The sequence below is a fragment of the Streptomyces sp. NPDC051582 genome (assembly GCF_040681715.1).
Lineage (GTDB): Bacteria > Actinomycetota > Actinomycetes > Streptomycetales > Streptomycetaceae > Streptomyces.
Genome location: NZ_JBFAZJ010000012.1, coordinates 76511 through 95407 on the forward strand (window position 1 = coordinate 76511; position 18897 = coordinate 95407).

General features: G+C 73.1%; 16 protein-coding genes. 6 read left to right on the forward strand and 10 right to left on the reverse strand.

The annotated features are described in order from the left end of the window. Positions 1-21: 21 nt before the first annotated feature. Genes narI through AB0M92_RS17525 form a run of 4 tightly spaced genes read right to left on the reverse strand, consistent with a single transcriptional unit; the run spans position 22 to position 6663 of the window. Positions 22-729 (reverse strand): respiratory nitrate reductase subunit gamma, encoded by a 708-nt coding sequence (gene narI / locus AB0M92_RS17510; RefSeq protein WP_366103051.1) that lies wholly within the window; start codon positions 727-729, stop codon positions 22-24. Then, positions 726-1355 (reverse strand): nitrate reductase molybdenum cofactor assembly chaperone, encoded by a 630-nt coding sequence (gene narJ, locus AB0M92_RS17515; RefSeq protein ID WP_366103053.1) that lies wholly within the window; start codon positions 1353-1355, stop codon positions 726-728. The genes narI and narJ overlap by 4 nt, the downstream gene beginning before the upstream one ends. Then, the gene (gene narH, locus AB0M92_RS17520; protein WP_366103054.1) at positions 1352-2977 is read right to left on the reverse strand and encodes a nitrate reductase subunit beta; all 1626 of its coding nucleotides are present in this window, start codon (positions 2975-2977) and stop codon (positions 1352-1354) included. Before narH ends, narJ begins: the two co-directional genes overlap by 4 nt. Continuing rightward, positions 2977-6663 carry a nitrate reductase subunit alpha gene (locus AB0M92_RS17525; protein ID WP_366103055.1) on the reverse strand — a complete coding sequence of 1229 codons (3687 nt, stop codon included), beginning with the start codon at positions 6661-6663 and terminating at the stop codon, positions 2977-2979. Before AB0M92_RS17525 ends, narH begins: the two co-directional genes overlap by 1 nt. A gap of 291 nt (positions 6664-6954) precedes the next feature. Here AB0M92_RS17525 and AB0M92_RS17530 point away from each other — a divergent pair, with 291 nt between their 5' ends. Then, a complete protein-coding gene (locus AB0M92_RS17530) occupies positions 6955-8040 on the forward strand; it encodes a PI-PLC domain-containing protein (protein WP_366103056.1) in 1086 nt (361 codons plus the stop codon). Positions 8041-8068: 28 nt separating this feature from the next. On the opposite strand, the gene AB0M92_RS17535 is transcribed toward AB0M92_RS17530, so the two are convergent. The 3 genes from AB0M92_RS17535 to AB0M92_RS17545 form a co-directional block, all read right to left on the reverse strand. Beyond that, complete coding sequence (locus tag AB0M92_RS17535; RefSeq protein ID WP_366103057.1) at positions 8069-8290, reverse strand: hypothetical protein; 222 nt, start codon at positions 8288-8290, stop codon at positions 8069-8071. Positions 8291-8387: 97 nt separating this feature from the next. Continuing rightward, positions 8388-9692, reverse strand: coding sequence for a ferric reductase-like transmembrane domain-containing protein (locus AB0M92_RS17540; RefSeq protein WP_366103058.1), 1305 nt, complete (start codon positions 9690-9692; stop codon positions 8388-8390). Between the two features lie 299 nt (positions 9693-9991). Beyond that, complete coding sequence (locus AB0M92_RS17545) at positions 9992-10717, reverse strand: ribonuclease H (RefSeq protein ID WP_366103059.1); 726 nt, start codon at positions 10715-10717, stop codon at positions 9992-9994. A gap of 108 nt (positions 10718-10825) precedes the next feature. Here AB0M92_RS17545 and AB0M92_RS17550 point away from each other — a divergent pair, with 108 nt between their 5' ends. The 3 genes from AB0M92_RS17550 (at position 10826) to AB0M92_RS17560 (ending at position 13324) form a co-directional block, all read left to right on the forward strand. Next, positions 10826-11773 carry a nucleoside hydrolase gene (locus tag AB0M92_RS17550; protein WP_366103060.1) on the forward strand — a complete coding sequence of 316 codons (948 nt, stop codon included), beginning with the start codon at positions 10826-10828 and terminating at the stop codon, positions 11771-11773. A gap of 74 nt (positions 11774-11847) precedes the next feature. Continuing rightward, a complete protein-coding gene (locus AB0M92_RS17555) occupies positions 11848-12576 on the forward strand; it encodes a WHG domain-containing protein (RefSeq protein ID WP_366103061.1) in 729 nt (242 codons plus the stop codon). A 262-nt stretch (positions 12577-12838) separates the two neighbouring features. Next, positions 12839-13324, forward strand: coding sequence for a helix-turn-helix domain-containing protein (locus AB0M92_RS17560; RefSeq protein WP_366103062.1), 486 nt, complete (start codon positions 12839-12841; stop codon positions 13322-13324). 35 nt (positions 13325-13359) lie between these two features. Here the strand turns inward: AB0M92_RS17560 and AB0M92_RS17565 are convergent, their stop codons facing one another. After that, positions 13360-14301, reverse strand: coding sequence for an NAD-dependent epimerase/dehydratase family protein (locus AB0M92_RS17565; protein ID WP_366103063.1), 942 nt, complete (start codon positions 14299-14301; stop codon positions 13360-13362). A gap of 52 nt (positions 14302-14353) precedes the next feature. On the opposite strand from AB0M92_RS17565, the gene AB0M92_RS17570 reads away from it, so the two are divergent. Together AB0M92_RS17570 and AB0M92_RS17575 are read left to right on the forward strand one after the other, a co-directional pair. Next, positions 14354-14941: a TetR/AcrR family transcriptional regulator gene (locus AB0M92_RS17570; RefSeq protein ID WP_366103064.1), complete on the forward strand. Its 588-nt coding sequence runs from the start codon at positions 14354-14356 to the stop codon at positions 14939-14941. Positions 14942-15052: 111 nt separating this feature from the next. After that, positions 15053-15844 carry an SDR family NAD(P)-dependent oxidoreductase gene (locus tag AB0M92_RS17575; protein ID WP_366103065.1) on the forward strand — a complete coding sequence of 264 codons (792 nt, stop codon included), beginning with the start codon at positions 15053-15055 and terminating at the stop codon, positions 15842-15844. Between the two features lie 36 nt (positions 15845-15880). Here the strand turns inward: AB0M92_RS17575 and AB0M92_RS17580 are convergent, their stop codons facing one another. Beyond that, complete coding sequence (locus tag AB0M92_RS17580) at positions 15881-16645, reverse strand: DUF2993 domain-containing protein (protein WP_366103066.1); 765 nt, start codon at positions 16643-16645, stop codon at positions 15881-15883. Then, a complete protein-coding gene (locus AB0M92_RS17585; protein ID WP_366103067.1) occupies positions 16642-18852 on the reverse strand; it encodes an MMPL family transporter in 2211 nt (736 codons plus the stop codon). The genes AB0M92_RS17580 and AB0M92_RS17585 overlap by 4 nt, the downstream gene beginning before the upstream one ends. Positions 18853-18897 lie beyond the last annotated feature (45 nt).

Genomic DNA, 18897 nt, shown 5'->3' on the forward strand with positions numbered 1-18897 from the left:
GCTATGCAAACCCGTGGCGGGCTATCCCCCCTGCTCGGCGTTGTGCGGGTGGGCCCCGCGGGAGCGGTAGACGATGTACGGGCGGGTCAGGTAGCCCAGCGGTGCGGTGAAGGCGTGGACGAGGCGGCTGAACGGCCACAGCGCGAACAGGGTCATGGCGAGCAGCGCGTGCAGCTGGTACGGCAAGGGCGCCCCGGCCATCGCGGGGACGTCCGGGTCGAGCGCGAGGAGGGAGCGGAACCAGACGGACACGCCGAGGCGGTAGTCGTAGGGGTGCGGCACGAGCGTGGTGGCGGTGGCCGTGAGGCCGGCCAGCAGGACGGCGGCCAGGACCGGGTAGACGGCGCGGTCGCTGGTGCTCGTGGCGATCCGCACCGCGGGCACCTTGACCCGCCGGTACACCAGGATCGCCAGACCGGTGAGGGTGGCCAGGCCGGCCGCTCCGCCGACGAACACGGCGTTGGCGTGGTAGACCGCTTCGCGGACGTGCAGGCGTTCGGTGAGCGATTCGGGGACGAGCAGGCCCACGACGTGCCCGCCGATCACGAAGAGCAGTCCGTAGTGGAAGAGCGGGGCGCCGATGCTCAGCAGCCGGTGCTCGTGCAGCTGGCTGGAGCGGGTCGTGAACCCGAAGCGGTCGTAGTGGTAGCGCCAGGCCGTACCGGCGACGAGCACGACGGCGACGAGGTAGGGCAGTACGCCCCACAGGGCGATGTGCAGGTGGTTCATCGTCGGAGCTCCTCGGCCGGGGCTGCCTGCGGGCGCAGGGTGGGAAAGGGCAGCAGGCCCACGGTCTCGGTCGGCGGACCGCTGCGGGCCAGTTGCAGGGCGGCCGCGCGGTCGGCCGGGGAGGGGCCGGGCAGGGTGAGGCAGACGGCGCTCAGGACGTCGGCGTAGGGGGTCTTGTGGTCGGCCAGGGCCATGCGGAGCAGTTCGAGGGCCGCACGGTGCTCCTGGAGGGCCGGCCGGCCCGCCCGGGGGCAGCGGGCGGCGAACTCCAGGGCCAGCGGCAGGAAGTCGGGCAGTTCGTCCGAGGGGGGCTGCCAGCCGTGGTCGAGGTACAGCTGCCGCCAGCCCAGCAGGGACTGGCCGCGCCGGCGGGTGTCTCCGTCCGTGTAGTACGTGAGGTGCAGGGTGCGGCGGCGGCTGCGGTCGAACGTGGCCACGTAGCGGGCGGACAGCTCCAGCTGCGGTACGTCCGCGACCGCCGTGCAGAAGCGCAGCAGCAGTGCGGCCTCCTCACCGGCCAGGTCACCGAGGCAGCCGCGCACGAGGGCGAGGCGCTGCGGCCAGTCCTCGCCGGGGTGCGACAGGAGCAGGGAGGCGGCCTGGTGGAGGGCGGCGGTGCGGCTCATGCCTGCTCCCTGCGGGGGAAGAGCCCGGCCGGGGCACCCCGGCCGTTCCAGTTGAGGAGGTTCACGCGGCCGCTCAGGGATCCGGCCTCGGGCTCCTGACCGGGGCTCGCGAGCGGGGCGTGGAAGGTTTCGGCCGTGTACATCCCGGGGCCGCCCTCGCCGTCGAGGCTGCATCCCGTGCCGGGGTCGGCGTGTTCGGCGTGCTCGGCGGTGTACCCGGTGGGGATCACGTACCGGTCCTCGTACTTGGCCACGGCCAGCAGCCGGTACATGGCCTCGATGCCGTCGGCGTCCATGCCGACCGAGCCCGCGATGGCGGGGTCCTGCTCCTCGCCGAGGTTGATCCGGCGCATGTGGGCCCGCATGGCGGCCAGGCGGCACAGCGAGGCCTCCACGGGGGCCGGGTCGCCCGCCGTGAACAGCTCCGCCAGATAGCCGAGGGGGATCCGCATCGAGTCGATGGCGGCGAAGAGCTTCGCCGGGTCCTCGCCGTCGTGGCCCGTGGCCGTCAGGGATTCCACGATGGGCGACAGCGGAGGGATGTACCAGACCATCGGCATGGTGCGGTACTCCGGGTGCAGCGGCAGCGCCACCTTGTACTCGCTGATCAGGGCGCGCACGGGTGAGCGCCGGGCAGCGGTGATCCAGTCGTGCGGGATGCCCGCCTCTTCCGCCGCGTGCTGCACGGCGGGGTCGTCGGGATCGAGGAAGCAGTCGAGCTGGGCCTCGTACAGGTCCTTCTCGTCGGGCGTGGCGGCGGCCGCGCCCACCTTGTCGGCGTCGTAGAGCACGACCCCGAGATAGCGCAGACGGCCGACGCAGGTCTCGGAACACACGGTCGGCTGCCCGGCCTCGATGCGCGGGTAGCACAGGGTGCACTTCTCGGCCTTGCCCGTGCGGTGGTTGAAGTAGATCTTCTTGTACGGGCATCCGGTCACGCACATGCGCCAGCCCCGGCAGCGGTCCTGGTCGACGAGGACGATGCCGTCCTCGACCCGCTTGTACAGCGCCCCCGAGGGGCACACGGCCACGCACGACGGGTTCAGGCAGTGCTCGCAGATCCGTGGCAGGTAGAACATGAACGCCTGCTCGTACTCCAGGCGGACCTGCTCGCTCATCTTCTGGAGCACGGGATCGGCGGCGAGGTGTTCCGGGCCGCCGCCCAGGTCGTCGTCCCAGTTGGGGCCCCAGGTCACGGCGGTGGGACGGCCGTCGATCAGCGAGCGGGGGGCGGCGGTGGGGACGTCGTCGCCGAGCGGCGCGTTGATCAGGTTCTCGTAGTCGTACGTCCACGGCTCGTAGTAGTCGGACAGGGAGGGAAGACGGGGGTTGGCGAAGAGGGTGGCGAGACGGCGGGCCCGGCCGCCGCTGCGCGGCACCAGGCGGCCCCGCTTGAGCTGCCAGCCGCCCTGCCACTTCTCCTGGTCCTCCCAGCGGCGCGGGTAGCCCTGGCCGGGGCGGGTCTCGACGTTGTTGAACCAGGCGTACTCGCTGCCCGACCGGTTGGTCCAGGTCTGCTTGCAGGTGACGGAGCAGGTGTGGCAGCCGATGCACTTGTCGAGGTTCATGACCATCGCGACCTGTGCCATCACGCGCCCGATGGGCGCTGCGCTTCGGGGCATCAGTACGTGACCTCCTGGGAGCGGCGGCGGATGACGGTGACGGCATCGCGCTGGTTGCCGGTGGGCCCGTAGTAGTTGGGGGCGAAGCAGAGCTGGGCGTGCCCGCCGATCAGATGGGTGGGTTTGATCAGCAGGCGGGTCAGGGCGTTGTGGACGCCGCCGCGCCGCCCGGTGGTCTCGGAGGTGGGCACGTTCACCATGCGTTCCTGTACGTGGTACATGAACACCGTTCCGGGCGGCATGCGGTGGGAGACGACGGCGCGGGCGACGACCACGCCGTTGGCGTTGACGGCCTCGATCCAGTCGTTGTCGGCGACGCCGATGGCCGCGGCGTCTTCGGTGCCGAGCCAGATGACGGGGCCTCCCCGGGCCAGGGTCTGCATGAGGAGGTTCTCCTGGTACTCGGAGTGGATGGACCACTTCGAGTGCGGGGTCAGGTACCGCACCGTCACCGACCGCCCGGCGTGCGCCGCTTGCTCCCCCGCCTCCAGGCGGGGCCGGTCCCCCAGGGCCGCGAGGTCCAGCGGAGGCCGGTAGACGGGCAGTTGTTCGCCGTACTCGGCGATCCACTCGTGATCGAGGTAGAAGTGCTGGCGGCCGGTCAGCGTGTGCCACGGCTTGCGGTGCTCGGTGTTGATGGTGAAGGGCGAGTAGCGGCGGTCCGGCCCCTCCTTGCCGGACCATTCGAAGCTGGCGCCGACCTGCACCGGGCGGGCCTGGGTGTCGGAGAACACGATGCGCCGCTCGGCCAGCGAGGCGGCCAGCTCCTCCAGGCCGCTCCCCGGTCCGCAGCGCACGCCCAGCTGGCGGAACCCCTCGGCGGCGACCCGGCCGTTCGTCGTGCCCGACAGGGCGAGGATCGCCTCGCACATCTTGACGTCCGTGTCGAGCAGCGGGCGGCCCCGGGCCGCTCCCTCGCGGGCCGTGCCGCAGCGTTCGGCGAGCCAGTGGGACTCCTGCGTCGTGTGCACCGTGATGCCGCGCACCTGCATGCCGTGCTCGTCGGGCAGCGGTCCGAAGGCCGCGAGCTGGTCGGCGAGGGCGGTGTAGTCCCGTTTGACGAGCGTGTACTGGGGTTGGGTGGGGCCCTCCGGCGGGGCCTCTCCGGGGGTGTCGTGCTGGAGGGCCGTGGCGACCAGGTCCCAGGCGTTCTCCAGCCGCCCGCGGGCCAGTTCGGAGACCTTGGCGGCGAGGCCGTGGAAGATCTCGAAGTCGGTACGGGCCTGCCACGGGGGGTCGATCGCCGGTGAGAAGGCGTGCACGAAGGGGTGCATGTCCGTACTGGACAGGTCGTGCTTCTCGTACCAGGTAGCCGCCGGCAGGACGAGGTCGGCGAACAGGGTGGTGGAGGTCATGCGGAAGTCGAGCGCGAGGAGCAGGTCCAGCTTCCCGCGCGGCGCCTCCTCCCGCCAGGCCACCTCCCGCGGCCGGTGCTCCGGTGGTGCCTGGGCGGCCGAGGCGTTGTCGTCCGCGCCGAGCAGGTGCCGCAGGAAGTATTCGTTGCCCTTGGCCGAGGAGCCGATGAGGTTGGCCCGCCACACCGTCAGCACGCGCGGCCAGTTCACCGGATCGTCGGGGTCCTCACAGGCGAACGCGAGCTTGCCGGCCTCGCGCTGCCGGTCCACCCACTGCGCCGGCTCCACCCACGACTCGTGCGCCTGCCGGCCGAGGTCGAGGGGGTTGGCCGAGAAGGTGGGATACGAGGGCATCCAGCCCTGCCGCACCGAGCGGGCCACCAGGTCCGCCGTGTGCGCGCCGGCGAAGGTGCCGCGCGCCGTCGGGGCGGTCAGCGCCTCGGCGGCGAACCCCTCGTAACGCCACTGGTCGGTGTGCAGGTACCAGTACGGAGTGCCCGCCATCTGCCGGGAGGGCCGGACCCAGTCGGAAGCGGTGGCCAGCTGCTGCCAGCCGGCGTACGGCCGCACCTTCTCCTGGCCCACGTAGTGGGCCCAGCCGCCGCCGTTGACGCCCTGGCAGCCCGTGAGCAGCAGCAGGGAGAGGAAGGAACGGTAGATCGTGTCCGAGTGGAACCAGTGGTTCGTGCCCGCGCCCATCACGATCATGCAGCGGCCGCGCGTCTGCTCGGCCGTCCGGGCGAACTCCCGGGCCGCGCGCAGCACCGCACCCGCGGGCACGGAGGTGATCGCCTCCTGCCAGGCCGGGGTGCACGGGGTGGAGGCGTCCTCGTACGAGGACGGCCACTGGCCGTCGAGCCCGGCGCGGCCCACCCCGTACTGGGCCAGCATCAGGTCGAACACGGTCGTCACCAGGCGGTCGCCGAGGCGCTGCACCGGGACGCCGCGCTCCACCGTGGCCCCCTCCTCGTCGAAGCGGGGCAGGACGACCTTCGCGACCGGTCCGGCCTCGCCCTCGTACAGGCTCAGGAGCGGTTCGACGTCCCCCAGGTCCAGGTTCCAGCGGCCCTCGCTGAACTTCGACCAGCGGTCTCCCAGGGTCCCGTTCGGCACCACCGGTGAACCGGTGACGGCGTCCAGCAGGACGGGCATCCACCGGCGGGTCGCCTCGTCGGGCGCGTCCCGGGCGTGGCGCAGGTCCGCGGCGGTCACGAAGCGGCCCGGAACGTGCCGTCCCGGCTCGCGCTCCTCCAGCTCCACCAGGAAGGGCAGGTCCGTGAACCGTTTCACGTAGTCCGTGAAGTAGGGGACCTGCCTCTCGACGAAGCACTCCTTGAGGATGACGTGCCCCATGGCCATGGCCATCGCGCCGTCGGTGCCCGGGTGCGGGTGGAGCCACTCGTCGGCGAATTTGGTGGCGTCCGCGTAGTCGGGGGAGACGACCACGACCTTCTGCCCCCGGTAGCGGGCCTCGGCCATCCAGTGGGCGTCGGGCGTCCGGGTGACGGGAACGTTGGAACCCCACAGCATCAGGTACGCGGCGTCCCACCAGTCCCCCGATTCCGGGACGTCGGTCTGGTCCCCGAAGACCTGCGGCGACGCGATGGGCAGGTCCGCGTACCAGTCGTAGAACGACAGCATCGGCGCGCCGATCAGGGCGTGGAAGCGGGCCCCGACGGCGTGCGAGGCCATCGACATGGCCGGGATGGGCGAGAACCCGGCGATCCGGTCGGGGCCGTGCGCCGCCAGCGTGTGCACATGCGCAGCCGCGGCGATCTCCAGGGCTTCCTGCCAGCCGATGCGGACCAGGCCGCCCTTGCCCCGGGCCGCCTGGTAGCGGCGGCGCTTGTCAGGGTCCGTGGTGATCTCCGCCCAGGCGGCCACCGGGTCTCCGCCCAGGCGCGCTTTGGCCTCGCGGTACATCTCCACGAGGACACCCCGGGCGTGCGGGTACCGCACGCGGGTGGGCGAGTACGTGTACCAGGAGAACGAGGCCCCGCGGGGGCAGCCGCGCGGTTCGTACTCCGGCCGGTCGGGGCCCGTCGACGGGTAGTCGGTCGCCTGCGTCTCCCACGTGATCAGGCCGTCCTTGACGTACACCTGCCACGAGCACGATCCGGTGCAGTTCACGCCGTGGGTGGAGCGCACCACCTTGTCGTGCGCCCAGCGCTCGCGGTACGGCGTGTCGTTGACCTGCTGGTCGGCCCGGAACACCGCGCGGCCGTCCGCCGTCTCGGGCGCCCTGCTGAGCAGGCGCCCCGCCTGCAGCAACCGGTCGGATACGGCGTCCGCCGCGCGTTCTGTCGTGGCCCTGGCCCTGCCGCGTTTCACGTGGTGGCCCCTTCCGGGAGGCGGGCGCAGCCGGCCCTCAGGGGGATCCGGCTGACCGTGGGTGCGTCGCGCACAGGTTGCACCCGTGAAGCCCGGGGAAGCGGATCGCCCACGGCCGGTTGAATGTATCGAGAACGTATCTTGGTCAGCTCTTGGGGTGGAGCGGCTCCGCGGGGCGGGTGGAGCCGCTCCGCAGGGCGGGTGGAGCCGCTCCGCGGGGCGGGTGATCCGGTCCGGCAGCGGACGTCCGCGGGGCAGCGGATCCACGGCCCGCGCGCTACCCTCCTGCGCATGGTTGACATGGACACGACCCATCCCTGGTCCGGTCCGCGGACCGCCCCCGCCGCGCGCGCGAGGAGGACCGGCCGGCTCGCCTTCGTCTGCCTCCTCCTGCTGGCCCTCCTCGGCGCGGCGACCGCGGCCTCGGCCTCGGCCCCTGCCGGACGCTCCGCCGCCCCCTCCCCCGGCGCGAGAGCGGCCGAGGCGGCGGCCGCCCGGTGGGGCGACCACCGCCTCGACGAGGCGGCCTTCCTGACCACCCACAACGCGTTCACCAACTACGACGACTCCCGCTGGAGTTCGGTGAACCAGGCCGAATCGGTGCGCGCCCAGCTCGACAACGGCGTCCGCGGCCTGAGCCTGGACACGCACTGGTACGAGCACAGCACCTGGCTGTGCGTCATCAGCTTCGGCAGCGACTGCTACCCCAGCGACGTCTACCTGTGCCACGGCGACTGCAAGACCTTCGCCGGAGCCACGTACGCCCTGCCGCGGCAGTCCTTCCAGGGCACGATGCAGACCGTGGTGGACTTCCTCGCCTCCCATCCGCAGGAGGTCGTGACCGTCTTCCTGGAGGACTACGTCGACGCCGACCGGCTGGGGCAGTCCCTCGGCCGGGTCCGGGGCCTGCAGGAGTTGCTGTTCCGGCCCGACGACTGGGGCGTACGGCAGAACGGATGGCCGAAGGTGGCGGACCTCGTCACCGCCGGCAAGCGCCTGCTGGTCTTCTCCGACCGGTCCGACCGTGAGCACCTGGGCGTCATGTACGACAAGTCCTGGACGGTGAGCAACTACTGGAGCCTCGGGGACATGGGCAACGACCTCGCATGCGTCACCCGCTGGCCCGATGTGCCCCTGGACCGCCAGGAGCCCGGATTCCGGCGGCTGTTCACGATGAGCCACCACCGCAACGTGCCCACCGTCCTCACGGCGGCCCTGGACAACGGCGCCAAGCTGCGCGGCCGCATCGCCGAGCAGTGCCGGACCGCGACCGGGGGCCGCACCCCGAACTACGTGTCCGTCGACTTCCACCGGCTGTCGGACGGCAGCGGTCACACACCCGCCTCCATCGTGGCGGAGCTCAACGGGAGCCCCTGAGCGCGGCGGCGGCCGTACGGCCGGTCGGTCAGTGCGCGGACCGGAGGTCCGGCTTCGGGTCCGGGGCCGGTGCGGCCGGGTCGAGGGTGGCCGTGAGGACCGTGGCGGTCAGCACGCTGGCCAGGGCGAGCCCGGCGACGAGCCATCGCGAGCGCGGGCCCTTCCGGTGCCGGGCGGCCCGGCGGGCCCGCGGGGGCGGCGCGGCCTCGCCCTGGTGGAGGGGCTCCTGGGTTGCGGGGTACCGGTTCATCGCGGGTCGGGTTCCTCGGTGGGTTCGGCGGGACGCGTGGGTCCGGGGGGGTCCGGTGGGTCCGGGGGGTCCGGTGGGTTACGCGGATGCGGTCGGCTCAGTAGGTGAAGCACTCCGTGTGGATGCTCTCGGCGGGGACGCCCGCCCTGAGCAGTGCCGCCGTGGTGGCGTCGGCCATGCCGGGCGGTCCGCAGAGGTACACGTCACGGTCGGACAGATCGGGGACGAGCGCACGCAGGGCCTGGGGCGCGAGCGGGTCGTACGCGGCGTCGGAGCGCCCGACCAGGTAGTGCAGGGCGGCCTGGCGCTCCGCCGCGATGGCCTCCAGCTCATCGCGCAGGACCAGCTGGCCCGCGTCACCCGCCCGGTAGAGCAGGGTCAGGTCGCCGGGGCCCGCGGGCAGGGACTCGAAGAGCGCGCGCATCGGCGTGATCCCGATGCCGCCGGCGATCAGCAACACCTTGGGACGGGTGCGCCGCCGTTCGGTGAGCGCACCGAACGGGCCGGTCGCGAGGACCCGGGTGCCGGGCCGGAGCCCGCGCACGCGCCGCGAGTGCCTGCCGAGCGCCTTCACGGTGATGCGCAGGCGGTCGTCACGGGCGGGCGCCGAGAGCGAGAAGGGCAGGGCGGTGTGCCACAGGCCTCGGGTCAGGAATCGCCAGCGGAAGAACTGCCCCGGCTCGGCACGGAGTTCGCGCAGCCGGCCGCCCCGGATCGTGACGGAGACGACGCCGGGGCCTTCGCGTTCGACCGTGGCGACGCGCAGACCGTGCCGCAGGGCCTGGCGGGCCGGGACGATCCCGCGGTACCAGACGAGCAGTACGCCGACGACGGTGTGCAGCAGGGCCCAGAACCAGGCGGTGAAGGCGGTGACGGCGACGTCGGGGCCGGCGAGCTGGTGGACGAAGCCGAGCGCGGCGGCGAGGTAGGTGAAGAGGTGGATGCCGCGCCACGTCTCCTGCGAGACGCGGCGGCGGACGGCCCGGGCGGAGCACAGGCCCGCGCCCGCCAGAAGGGCCGCTCCGGCGAACGCGGCGGCGACCGCCGGGTACCGGAAGAGCGCGCCCGTGGCGCCGAGCAGATCGGTCCCGGTGCGCAGGGCGTACACGACGAGGGCGAACAGTGCGTGGGCCCCGCACAGGACCAGGACCCACCGGCCGCCGAAGGCGTGCCAGCGGGCGAGGCGGTCGGCGCCCACTCCGTGCTCGACCGCGGGCACGCGCGCCATCAGGAAGAGCATCGCGAGGATCCCGTAGCCCGCGAGGAGGCCGGTGAGGTGTGCGCTCGCCCCGATGAGCTCGTCGGGGCGAGCGGACGGATGCACCTGTACGGCCCACAGCAGGGTGACGGCGGCCGCCCCGGCTGCCAGTCCGGCGCGCAGCCGCTCGGGCGCGGTCTTCATCTGCGGCGCCCCGCGCCGCGGGCGGCGGCGGTCGAGAGGCCGGAAGGGCGCGCGGGAAAGTCATGCCGTGTGCGTTTCACACCGGCAACTATGTGCAAACCCGCACGCGGCAGGCAATGACGATGACTTCCGTCACGGACGCCGGTATGGGCGATATTTCCATCGATGAGCGATAAGGCCACCCCCGATCGGTGCGCCAACCGGCTGAGGCGCTCGGCGTTTCAAGTTTGCATTCCTGCAGTACAGGCACACGGCGACCGACTGCCTAGCACACGCGGCGGCGCGTTTTGGGTAATCCTTTACGCTTGCGCGGCACTGCCGCAGCCCGGGTGCCCCCAGCGGTTGCCGAGCTTGGCGATCATGTCACCGGCGGCGTACGAGGTCCCGCACGGGCAGCTGCCGGGGAACTTCGCCTTGATCGCGGCCCGGCCGCGGGCGGGCCTCTTGGCTGTGGCTGTGCCCGCGGCTGCGGCTGCGGCTGCAGCTGCCGATCCGGCCGCGGGCTTCGCGCGCGAGGCGGAACCGCGGGCGGGAGCGGGCACGGGCATCGCCGCGCCGCCGAGTGCCGTACCGGCCGCCTGCTGGGTGACGGCGGCGTCACTGGCGGCCTGGTCGGCGATCGCGTTCAAGTGGTCGCCGTCCTCGCGGTGGGCCGGAACGTAGCGGAATTCCACGTCCCGCTCGGCCAGCAGCGCGTCGATCCGCTCGACGAGCTCGCGATTGGCCACGGGCTTGCCGGCCGCGGTCTTCCATCCGTTGCGCTTCCACGCCGGAAGCCACTGGGTCACCGCCTTCATGGCGTACTGGGAGTCCATGCGGACCTCGACGGCCGTTCCCGGATCCAGGGTCTCCAGCAGCCGCTGGAGGGCGGTGAGCTCACCCACGTTGTTGGTGGCCCGGCCCAGGGGGCCCGCCTCCCAGCGCTCCGGCCGGCCCTGTGCGTCGGCGACGACCCACGCCCAACCGGCCGGTCCGGGGTTGCCCTTGGCCGCGCCGTCGCAGGCGGCAATGATGCGTTCAGACATCCCCCGATCATGCACCACCGGCGCCGCGCCGCGCATGCGGCCCGTCTGGCCGCCGAGGTGACCGAGCGGCAGAATGGGCCGGGTCAGCGCCGTCCGGCAGGAGTGCGTGTGCCCGTACCGATCATCATCGACTGCGACCCCGGACACGACGACGCCCTCGCGATCATGCTCGCGGCGGGTGACCCCGCGGTCGACCTGCTGGCCATCACCACGGTCGCGGGCAATCAGACGCTCGCGAAAACCACCCTGAACGCGCGCCGGGTCTGCACGGTCGCGGGCATCACCGGTGTGCCCATCGCAGCCGGCTGCGCCCGGCCGCTCGTCCAGGCGCTGAGCGTGGCGGACGACGTGCACGGCGCGTCCGGCCTGGACGGGCCGCGCTTCCCCGAACCCACCGTGGACGTGGTCGCCGAACACGCCGTGGACCTCATGCACCGGATCCTGACCCGGCATCCGGAGCCGGTCACGCTCGTCCCGACGGCCCCGCTGACCAACATCGCCCTGCTGCTGACCCGCCATCCCGACGCCGCCCGCCGCATCCGGGAGATCGTCCTCATGGGCGGTTCGACGGAGCGGGGCAACCGGACCCCGGCCGCCGAGTTCAACATCCAGGCGGACCCCGAAGCCGCGGACATCGTCTTCCGCAGCGGTGTGCCGCTCACCATGTGCGGCCTGAACGTCACGCACCAAGCCCTCGCCACACCCGCGATCGTCGCCCGCTTCGAGCGGCTGGGCACCGAACTGGGGCAGATCTGCGCCGAGCTGCTGACCTTCTTCGGGTCCACCTACCGCACGCTGTGGGGGTTCCGGGACCCGCCGCTGCACGATCCGGTCGCGGTCGCCCGGGTGCTCGACCCGGCCATCGTCCACTGCGTGGACGCCAACGTGGTCGTCGAGCTGCAGGGCCGGTACACGCGCGGCGCCACCGTCGTGGATCTGCACGGCTATACCGGCCGACCGGTGAACGCGCAGGTGGCGCTCACCCTGGAGTGCGGTCCGTTCTGGGACCGGATGGTCGCGGCGGTGGAGGCTCTCGGCAACCGCCGGACCGATTGAGCGCGCCGCCCGTTCGAGCCCGCCGTCCGGAACCGGCCGGGGGCCCCGGTCGGCGGGCGGGTACGGTTCGGCCCATGGATGCTCCCACCCCTGCCGACGAAGAGAACACCGCGCGGCACGCCGCCCTCAAGACCACCGCGCGCCAACTGCTCGTGGAACTGGGCGCCGCGGGGCTGTCCCCGGAGGCCGTCGCCGAGGGCAGCGGCCTCGCCGTCCGCGACGTGGAGGGCGTCTTCCCGCACCGGGACGACCTGTTGACCGCGCTCGTGATCGACGCGTACGACGAGTCCGGCGCCGCGATGGAGGAGGCCGACCGGGGCGCCGCCGCCGCAGGTGCCTCGGCCGGGGCACGGCTCCTCGCGGTGACGCGCGCCCTGCGGACGTGGTCGTTCGACAACTCCGCGCAGTTCACGCTGATCTACGGCTCTCCCGTCCCCGGCTACCACGCCCCGCAGGACACCGTCCCGGCCGCCACGCGCACCCCCGCGGTGCTGGCCGGCATCGTGCGCTCCGCCCTGGCGGCCGGCGAACTCAGCCCGCCGCGGCGTACGGTGCCCGGTCCGCCGCTCCTCCTGCCGGAGGCCGTACAGCTCTTCGGCGGCACGCCGGATGCCCCGTTCTCGGACCTCGTCGAGCGCGGCATGGTGCTGTGGAGCAGTCTGGTCGGGCTCCTGGTGTTCCAGGTCTTCAGCCGCACCCACGACAGCGTCCGGGACGAGTCCGCGTACTTCGACTTCGCGGTCGCCGTGGCGGCGGAGAGCATCGGACTGAGCGTCCCCCTGGGCGAATCTCCGGGCCGCTGAGACCTTCGCGGCGGCCGTGGGCGTCCAGCGCCCGGCCCACGGGCAGCAGTCGGGGCCGGCCCCCATCCCCCGAGGGCCGGCCCGGACCGGCTCGATACGACTGGCGACTGACTCGGCTACCCCCGTGAAGCAAAGTTAGCTGCCAGCTATCGACGGGTCCACGGTGGCGGACTCAAGCCAGATTGTCAACTGACCGCTAATCTGCAAAAATGGAAAATAGCTGTGAGCAATTCCTAGGGGGTGAGGGGGAGGGAGATGCGCAGTGTCCGCTACTGACGACCGGCCCGTACTGGCAGTGCGTCTCGACGACCTCTTCAAGACGGTCCGCCCCAGGGGCAGGCGCTGGACCAACGCCGAGGTGGCCGAGGAACTGAAGCGGGTCAACCCCGACGTCAAGGCCGGCGGCGTGTACTTGTCGCAGCTGCGGACGGGCAAGCGCTCCAACCCCTCACCGGACCTGCTGGCCGCCCTCGCCCGCTTCTTCGGGGTGTCGGTCGCCTACTTCTTCGACGACGAGGTGGCCGAGTCGGTGCTCGACGAGGTCGCCGCCATCGAGGTCCTGCGCCAGGCGGGGGTGCGCTCCGTGGCGATGCGCGCGGCCGGCATGAAGAAGGAACACCTCCTGGCCATCACGGCCATCATGGACCAGTACCGGCAGATGCAGGGGCTTCCCCCCGTCACGGACCCCGCAGAGTCCCCGCAATCCGCGCCCCCCTCGGACCCCTCAAACCCCTCGGGCCCCGAGTAGTCGCGATGCCGCCGCGCCGCACCCCGGCGCCGGCGTCACCGGGCGGTGGCCGCACGCCCGCGCCACCAGTCCACCGTCTCCTCGACCTGCCGGGCGACGGGAGTGGCCCGTACGGCGAACTCGGCTTCGTAGGCGGTCGAATCGACGATGAACGGGCGGTCGAACTGGTAGCGGATCTCCTTCAGCTCGCGGATCAGGGGCGAGAAGAGCGCGGCCGCGCCGAGGACGGCGGGCGGCAGCCGGCGCACCGCGACCGGCCCGGTCCCCGCCCGGGTGGCGAGCCGGTCCACCATCTCCCTTACGGACAGGGCGGGTTCGGTCGGGACGTGCCATGCGCGCCCCCAGGCCCGCTTGTCGTCCGCGACCTCGACCAGGGCCCGGGCCACGTCCGGGACGTAGCTCCAGCTGTGCGGCGCTTCGGGGTCCCCGAGGGTGGAGACCGGCTTGCCGCGCAGCAGACGCGGCATGACCCGCCCGGCCAGATGCCCGCCGTCGGTCACGCCGGGCCCGAAGAAGTCGCAGGCCCGCACCTCGACCGCATTGACGCGGCCCTCCTCGTGCAGCTTGCGCGCCACCTCCCAACCCGCGGCACGCACCCGGCCCTTGGTCCCGGTGGCCGCCGGGGGCAGCCCCTCGGTCAGCGGCCCGTCGACGGGCCCGTAGCCGTAGAGGTTGCCCAGCATGACCAGTACGGCCCCGGTCTCCTCGGCGGCGGCGCAGACGGACGAGATCAGCGACGGCCATTCGTTCGCCCAGCGGTGGTAAGGCGGGGCGGCGCACTGGTAGATCGCGGCCGCGCCCCGCGCCAACCCGGCCACCGGCCGGCCGTCCGTCGCGTCCAGGGCGACGTGCTCGATGCCGGGCTCCGCCGGCCGGCCCGACCGGGTCACGACCCGTACCGAATGCCCTCGCCCGGCCAGAAGTCGAGCGGTGGCGGCCCCAGCGGGCCCGAATCCCATGACGACATGAAGGCTCACAGGCGAACACTAGCCGGACCATGTGGATGGGCCATCCAGTTATCATGCCCCCATGACGCCGACGCCGCTGCGCAGGGACGCGGCCCGCAACCGGGAGCGGATCGTCGCGGTGGCCCGGGACCTGGTCGACCGGCGAACGGCCCTGCAGCTCAACGACGTCGCCCGCCGCGCCGGACTCGGCGTCGGCACCGTCTACCGTCACTTCGCCACGCCCGGGGCACTGCTGGAGACCGTCGCCGCCCCCTGCCTGGAAGACCTGGCCGCCCACGGCGAGCGGGCGCTGGCCGACCCCGATCCCCGGCGCGCACTGGAGGACTTCCTCACCCGCACCGTCGAAGCGCAGGTCACCGACGCCTCGCTGGCCCCGGTCGCCGCAGCGTCCGAAGACGCCCTGCCGCGCACCACGGAACTCAAGGCGGCGCTGTGGTCGGCCGGCCGGGTACTGCTCGACCGGGCTCGCGAGGCCGGATCCGTCCGCACCGATCTGGCCTTCGGCGATCTGGTCCCGCTCACGTGCGCCATCGCCCACGCCGTGGACGTCCACGGCTGCGCTCCCGACGACCGGATCGACACCGCCCACCGCTACCTGGCCACCCTGCTCGGGGGCCTGCGCGCCGACACCACACCGTCGGCCGGGTGATGGGCTCGCGGTCAAACCCCGGCGACCACAAGCCGATTCGGTGAATCCCCTGGCCCTTCCTCCCACCGGACTGCCACTGTTCGTTCGGACGAACAACAGGGAGGGTTTGGGATGCGCATCACCGGATCGACCGTTCTCCTCACGGGGGTCACGGGCGGCATAGGCCTCACGCTGGCCCGCACGCTCGCCGCGCGGGGCGCGAAGCTCGTGGTGACCGGGCGCCGCGAGGACGCGCTCAAGGAGGTGGCCGACGAGCTCGGTGCCCGGGCCGTTCTCGCCGATCTCGCCGACCCCGCCGATGTCGAACGGCTGGCCGCGCAGTGCCCGGAGACCGACGTCCTCATCGCCAACGCGGCCCTTCCGTCGAGCGGCGACCTGCTCGACTACACCCCCCGGCAGATCGACCGGGCCCTCGCCGTGAACCTGCGGGCGCCGGTCATGCTGGCCCGCCTACTCGCGCCCCGCATGGTCGGCGCGGGGCGGGGCCACGTCGCGCTGATCGGCTCGATCTCCGGGAAGGCGGCCACCAAGTCGTCCTCGCTGTACGACGCGACGAAGTTCGGGCTGCGCGGCTTCGCGCTGTCGTTCCGTCAGGACCTGCGCGGCACGGGCGTGGGCGTGTCCATCATCCAGCCCGGGTACGTCCGCGACGCGGGCATGCACGCCGCGACCGGCGCCAAGACCCCCGGCGGCGCCCGGACGTCCTCACCGGATCAGGTGGCGCGGGGCGTGATCCGGGCCATCGAGCGCAATCTGTGCGAAGTGAACATCGCGCCCGCCGAGTTGAAGGTGCTGATCGCGATAGCCGGGCAGTTCCCCGCCTTCTCGGAGTGGGTGCAGAGCCGCGCCGGGGTGGACGACGCGGTGCGGGACATCGTCGAAGCCCAGAAGAAGAGCCGCTGACCGGCCGCCACCCCGGCACAACCCCCGGCCCCTCGCTCAGGCCCCGCCCGCGAGACTGACGTCCTTCGCCTCACCGTGCACCGTGACGGCGCTGCCGTCGACCGAGACACCGGAGGGGACGAGCCCGAGCGGCAGCTCCGGTATTTTGCGCTCCGCCGCCTTGAGCGCGGCCGCTATCTGCGGATTGGCCGGGTCGAGGGGGCGCCCGGCCAAGGACGCCGCCGCCGGTTCCAGCGTGACGGTGTCACCGGACAGCTTGAGCGCGGCGGTCACGACCAGCGGTACTCCCATGAAGGAGCGGGTGATCTCCAGCCGCCCGTCGCGCCCGGTCAGCCGGACACCGGCACCGCGCTTCGCTTCGAGCGCATCGAGCGGAACGCTGAACTCCGCCCGCGCCTTCGCCGCCGAGTACCCGCCCGCCCTCCTGGACACGTCGTGCAGGTCGAGGGAGGCGGTGACGGGGAGCCCGTCCTCCGTCCTCGCCCGGCCGTCGACCTCCACCTCCGGGTAGCTTCCCGCCGCCGCGTTCCACAGGAACGGGAAGCCGTCGACGGAGACGTCCGGCGCCGCCACCAGGGCGCTCTGCCGCGCGGCGATCCGGTCGGCCATCCGGCCCTCGGTGACTCCCGCCGCCACGCGGTCGGCGAGCACGAGCCCGGCGAGCAGGGCGCACGCTCCCGCCAGCGCCCACCGCCGGGTGCGGCGCGGGCCGCGCGGGCCGCGCGCGGCGGTGCCGCGCCGGGCACTCCCCCGTACGACGGTCTTCGCCCGGGCATCGGCCTGGGCAGTGCGGTGGTTCATGCGTTCCTCACGGGTTCGGGGAGGGGGGAGGTACGGACGAGGTCCTCCTCGCCGCCTTCGATGTGCATCTGCGGCAGCAGCCGGTCGAGCCACCGCGGAAGCCACCAGTTGGCCCTGCCGAGCAGGACCATCGTGGTGGGGACCAGGAGCCCGCGGACGACCGTGGCGTCGAGCGCGACCGCGCAGGCGAGGCCGATCCCGAACATCTTCACGACGGGGTCGTCCCACAGGAGGTAGCCGAGGAAGACGCACACCATGATCAGCGCGGCGGAGGTGATGATCCTGCCGGTCCTCGCCAGGCCGGTGATCACCGCGTCCCGGTTGTCTCCGCTCGCCAGCCATGCCTCGCGGACGGCGCTCAGCAGGAAGACCTCGTAGTCCATGGAGAGCCCGAACAGGACCGCGAACATGAGCAGCGGAACGTACCCGGGGATCGGTACCGGGCCGCCGAGGCCGAGCGGCGCCGCTCCCCAGCCCCACTGGAAGAGCGCGGTGAGCACACCGTACGCGGCGGCCACCGAGAGGAGGTTGAGCACGGCCGCCTTCACGGCGACCAGCGGGGAGCGGAAGGCCAGCAGCAGGAGCAGCCCGGCGATGGCGAGGACGGCCCCGATGACGGCGGGCAGGCGCTGCGCGAGCCGGTCGTTGAGGTCCAGCTGGATCGCGGGGACGCCGCCCACGTGGGCCTCCTGGCCGGTGTGCCTCGTGGCCGCCGGGAGGGTTTCGGCGCGCAGCCGGTCCACCAGGGCGGCGGTGCCCGGATCTCCGGGCGCCGTGGTGGGAGTGACTTGCCAGCGTACGGTCCCGCCGTCGCGGCTCAGTTGGGCGGGCCCGACCGCGGCGACGCCACTGGTGTCCTCCAGCGCCCTGCCCACGGCCGTGACGGCCGGATCCGCCGGCCCGGACGCGGGCTCCGCCAGCGTGTCGGTCACCTGGAGCGGTCCGTTGACGCCCGGTCCGAACGCGGACGCGAGCCGGTCGTAGGCCGTGCGCCCGGCCGTGCCCGGGGACTTGTCACCGCCGTCGAGCTGCCCGAAGGAGAGCTGGGCCGCGGCGAGGGCCGGCAGGACGAAGAAGGCCAGGCCCACCAGCAGGTAGCGCCACGGGCGGTCGGCGACGTGCCGGGCGATGCGCGCCCAGCCGCGGGCGGGCGGCGCCGGCGGCGGCTCCGACGCATCCGGCGCGGGCGGGGCGGGCGGGGCGGGGGCCAGGCGTCGGCCCAGCAGGGCGAGCAGCGCGGGGAGGAGGGTGAGCGTGGCGGCCATGGCGACCAGGACGGCGATGCCCGGCGCGAGCGCCAGCGCGCGGAGCAGCGGCAGGCCGCCGAGGGCCAGGCCGGCGAGTGCCGCGATGACCGCCGTACCGGCGAAGGCCACCGCCTTGCCCGAGGCGCCGGTCGTGAGGGCGGCCGCGTCCTCGATCCGCCGGCCGGCGGCGAGCAGTTCACGGAAGCGGGTGAGGCAGAAGAGGCTGTAGTCGATGCCCACGCCGAGGCCGATCATCGCCGCGATCGTCGCCCCGGAGGACGGCATGTCCGTCAAGTGGCCGATGAGGCCGATGATCGCGAGCGAGATGCCGAGGCCCGCGACGGCGATGGCCAGCGGTACGGCGGCCGCGATCGGCTCGCGGAACCCGAGGTAGAGGATGCCGAAGGCCGCCACCAGCCCGATGACCTCGCTGCGCCGGGTGGACTTCTTGTCGGCGGCTTCGGCGAGGTTGCCGCCGGGAGTGACCTCGATCCCGGCCGCTTCGGCCGGTTCGGCGGCGGCCCTGAGATCGCGGACGACGTCGGCGGTGACGTCCCGGCCCGCCAGGTCCAGTTCCACGGTGAGGTAGGCGGTGTGCCCGTCGGGGGCGAGGGCCGCTCCGCCGGCCGGCTCGTACGGGGTGGTGACGGCGACCACGTGGTCGCGGGCGGCGAGGGCGCGGGCCGTCTCCTGGACGGCCTCGCGTGCGCGCTCCGAGGTGAGGAGCGGGCCGTCGGCGGGCGTGTGCAGCACGAGGGGCTGGCGGCCTGAGGCGGAGTCCGCGAACGCCCGGGCGGCGTCATGGGCGGCCTGGCTGTCGCTGCCGGGTATGGAGACCGTCTCGGTGGTGGCGCTGCCGAGCACGCCCACCGCCGTGGCCAGGCTCAGCAGCAGCAGGAGCCAGGCGGCGACCACCCGCTTCGGTCGTCGGGCGCACCAGCGCCCCAGGGTGACGAACATGCCTACGGGATCCCCCTCGTCCGGCGCGGCTGGTTTCCGCCATGA

Bases quoted from the DNA above. Each gene is read 5' to 3' on its own strand.
- narI (WP_366103051.1), bottom strand. From the start codon at position 729: ATGAACCACCTGCACATCGCCCTGTGGGGCGTACTGCCCTACCTCGTC.
- narJ (WP_366103053.1), bottom strand. From the start codon at position 1,355: ATGAGCCGCACCGCCGCCCTCCACCAGGCCGCCTCCCTGCTCCTGTCG.
- narH (WP_366103054.1), bottom strand. From the start codon at position 2,977: ATGCCCCGAAGCGCAGCGCCCATCGGGCGCGTGATGGCACAGGTCGCG.
- AB0M92_RS17530 (WP_366103056.1), top strand. From the start codon at position 6,955: ATGGTTGACATGGACACGACCCATCCCTGGTCCGGTCCGCGGACCGCC.
- AB0M92_RS17535 (WP_366103057.1), bottom strand. From the start codon at position 8,290: ATGAACCGGTACCCCGCAACCCAGGAGCCCCTCCACCAGGGCGAGGCC.
- AB0M92_RS17540 (WP_366103058.1), bottom strand. From the start codon at position 9,692: ATGAAGACCGCGCCCGAGCGGCTGCGCGCCGGACTGGCAGCCGGGGCG.
- AB0M92_RS17545 (WP_366103059.1), bottom strand. From the start codon at position 10,717: ATGTCTGAACGCATCATTGCCGCCTGCGACGGCGCGGCCAAGGGCAAC.
- AB0M92_RS17555 (WP_366103061.1), top strand. From the start codon at position 11,848: ATGGATGCTCCCACCCCTGCCGACGAAGAGAACACCGCGCGGCACGCC.
- AB0M92_RS17570 (WP_366103064.1), top strand. From the start codon at position 14,354: ATGACGCCGACGCCGCTGCGCAGGGACGCGGCCCGCAACCGGGAGCGG.
- AB0M92_RS17575 (WP_366103065.1), top strand. From the start codon at position 15,053: ATGCGCATCACCGGATCGACCGTTCTCCTCACGGGGGTCACGGGCGGC.
- AB0M92_RS17580 (WP_366103066.1), bottom strand. From the start codon at position 16,645: ATGAACCACCGCACTGCCCAGGCCGATGCCCGGGCGAAGACCGTCGTA.
- AB0M92_RS17585 (WP_366103067.1), bottom strand. From the start codon at position 18,852: ATGTTCGTCACCCTGGGGCGCTGGTGCGCCCGACGACCGAAGCGGGTG.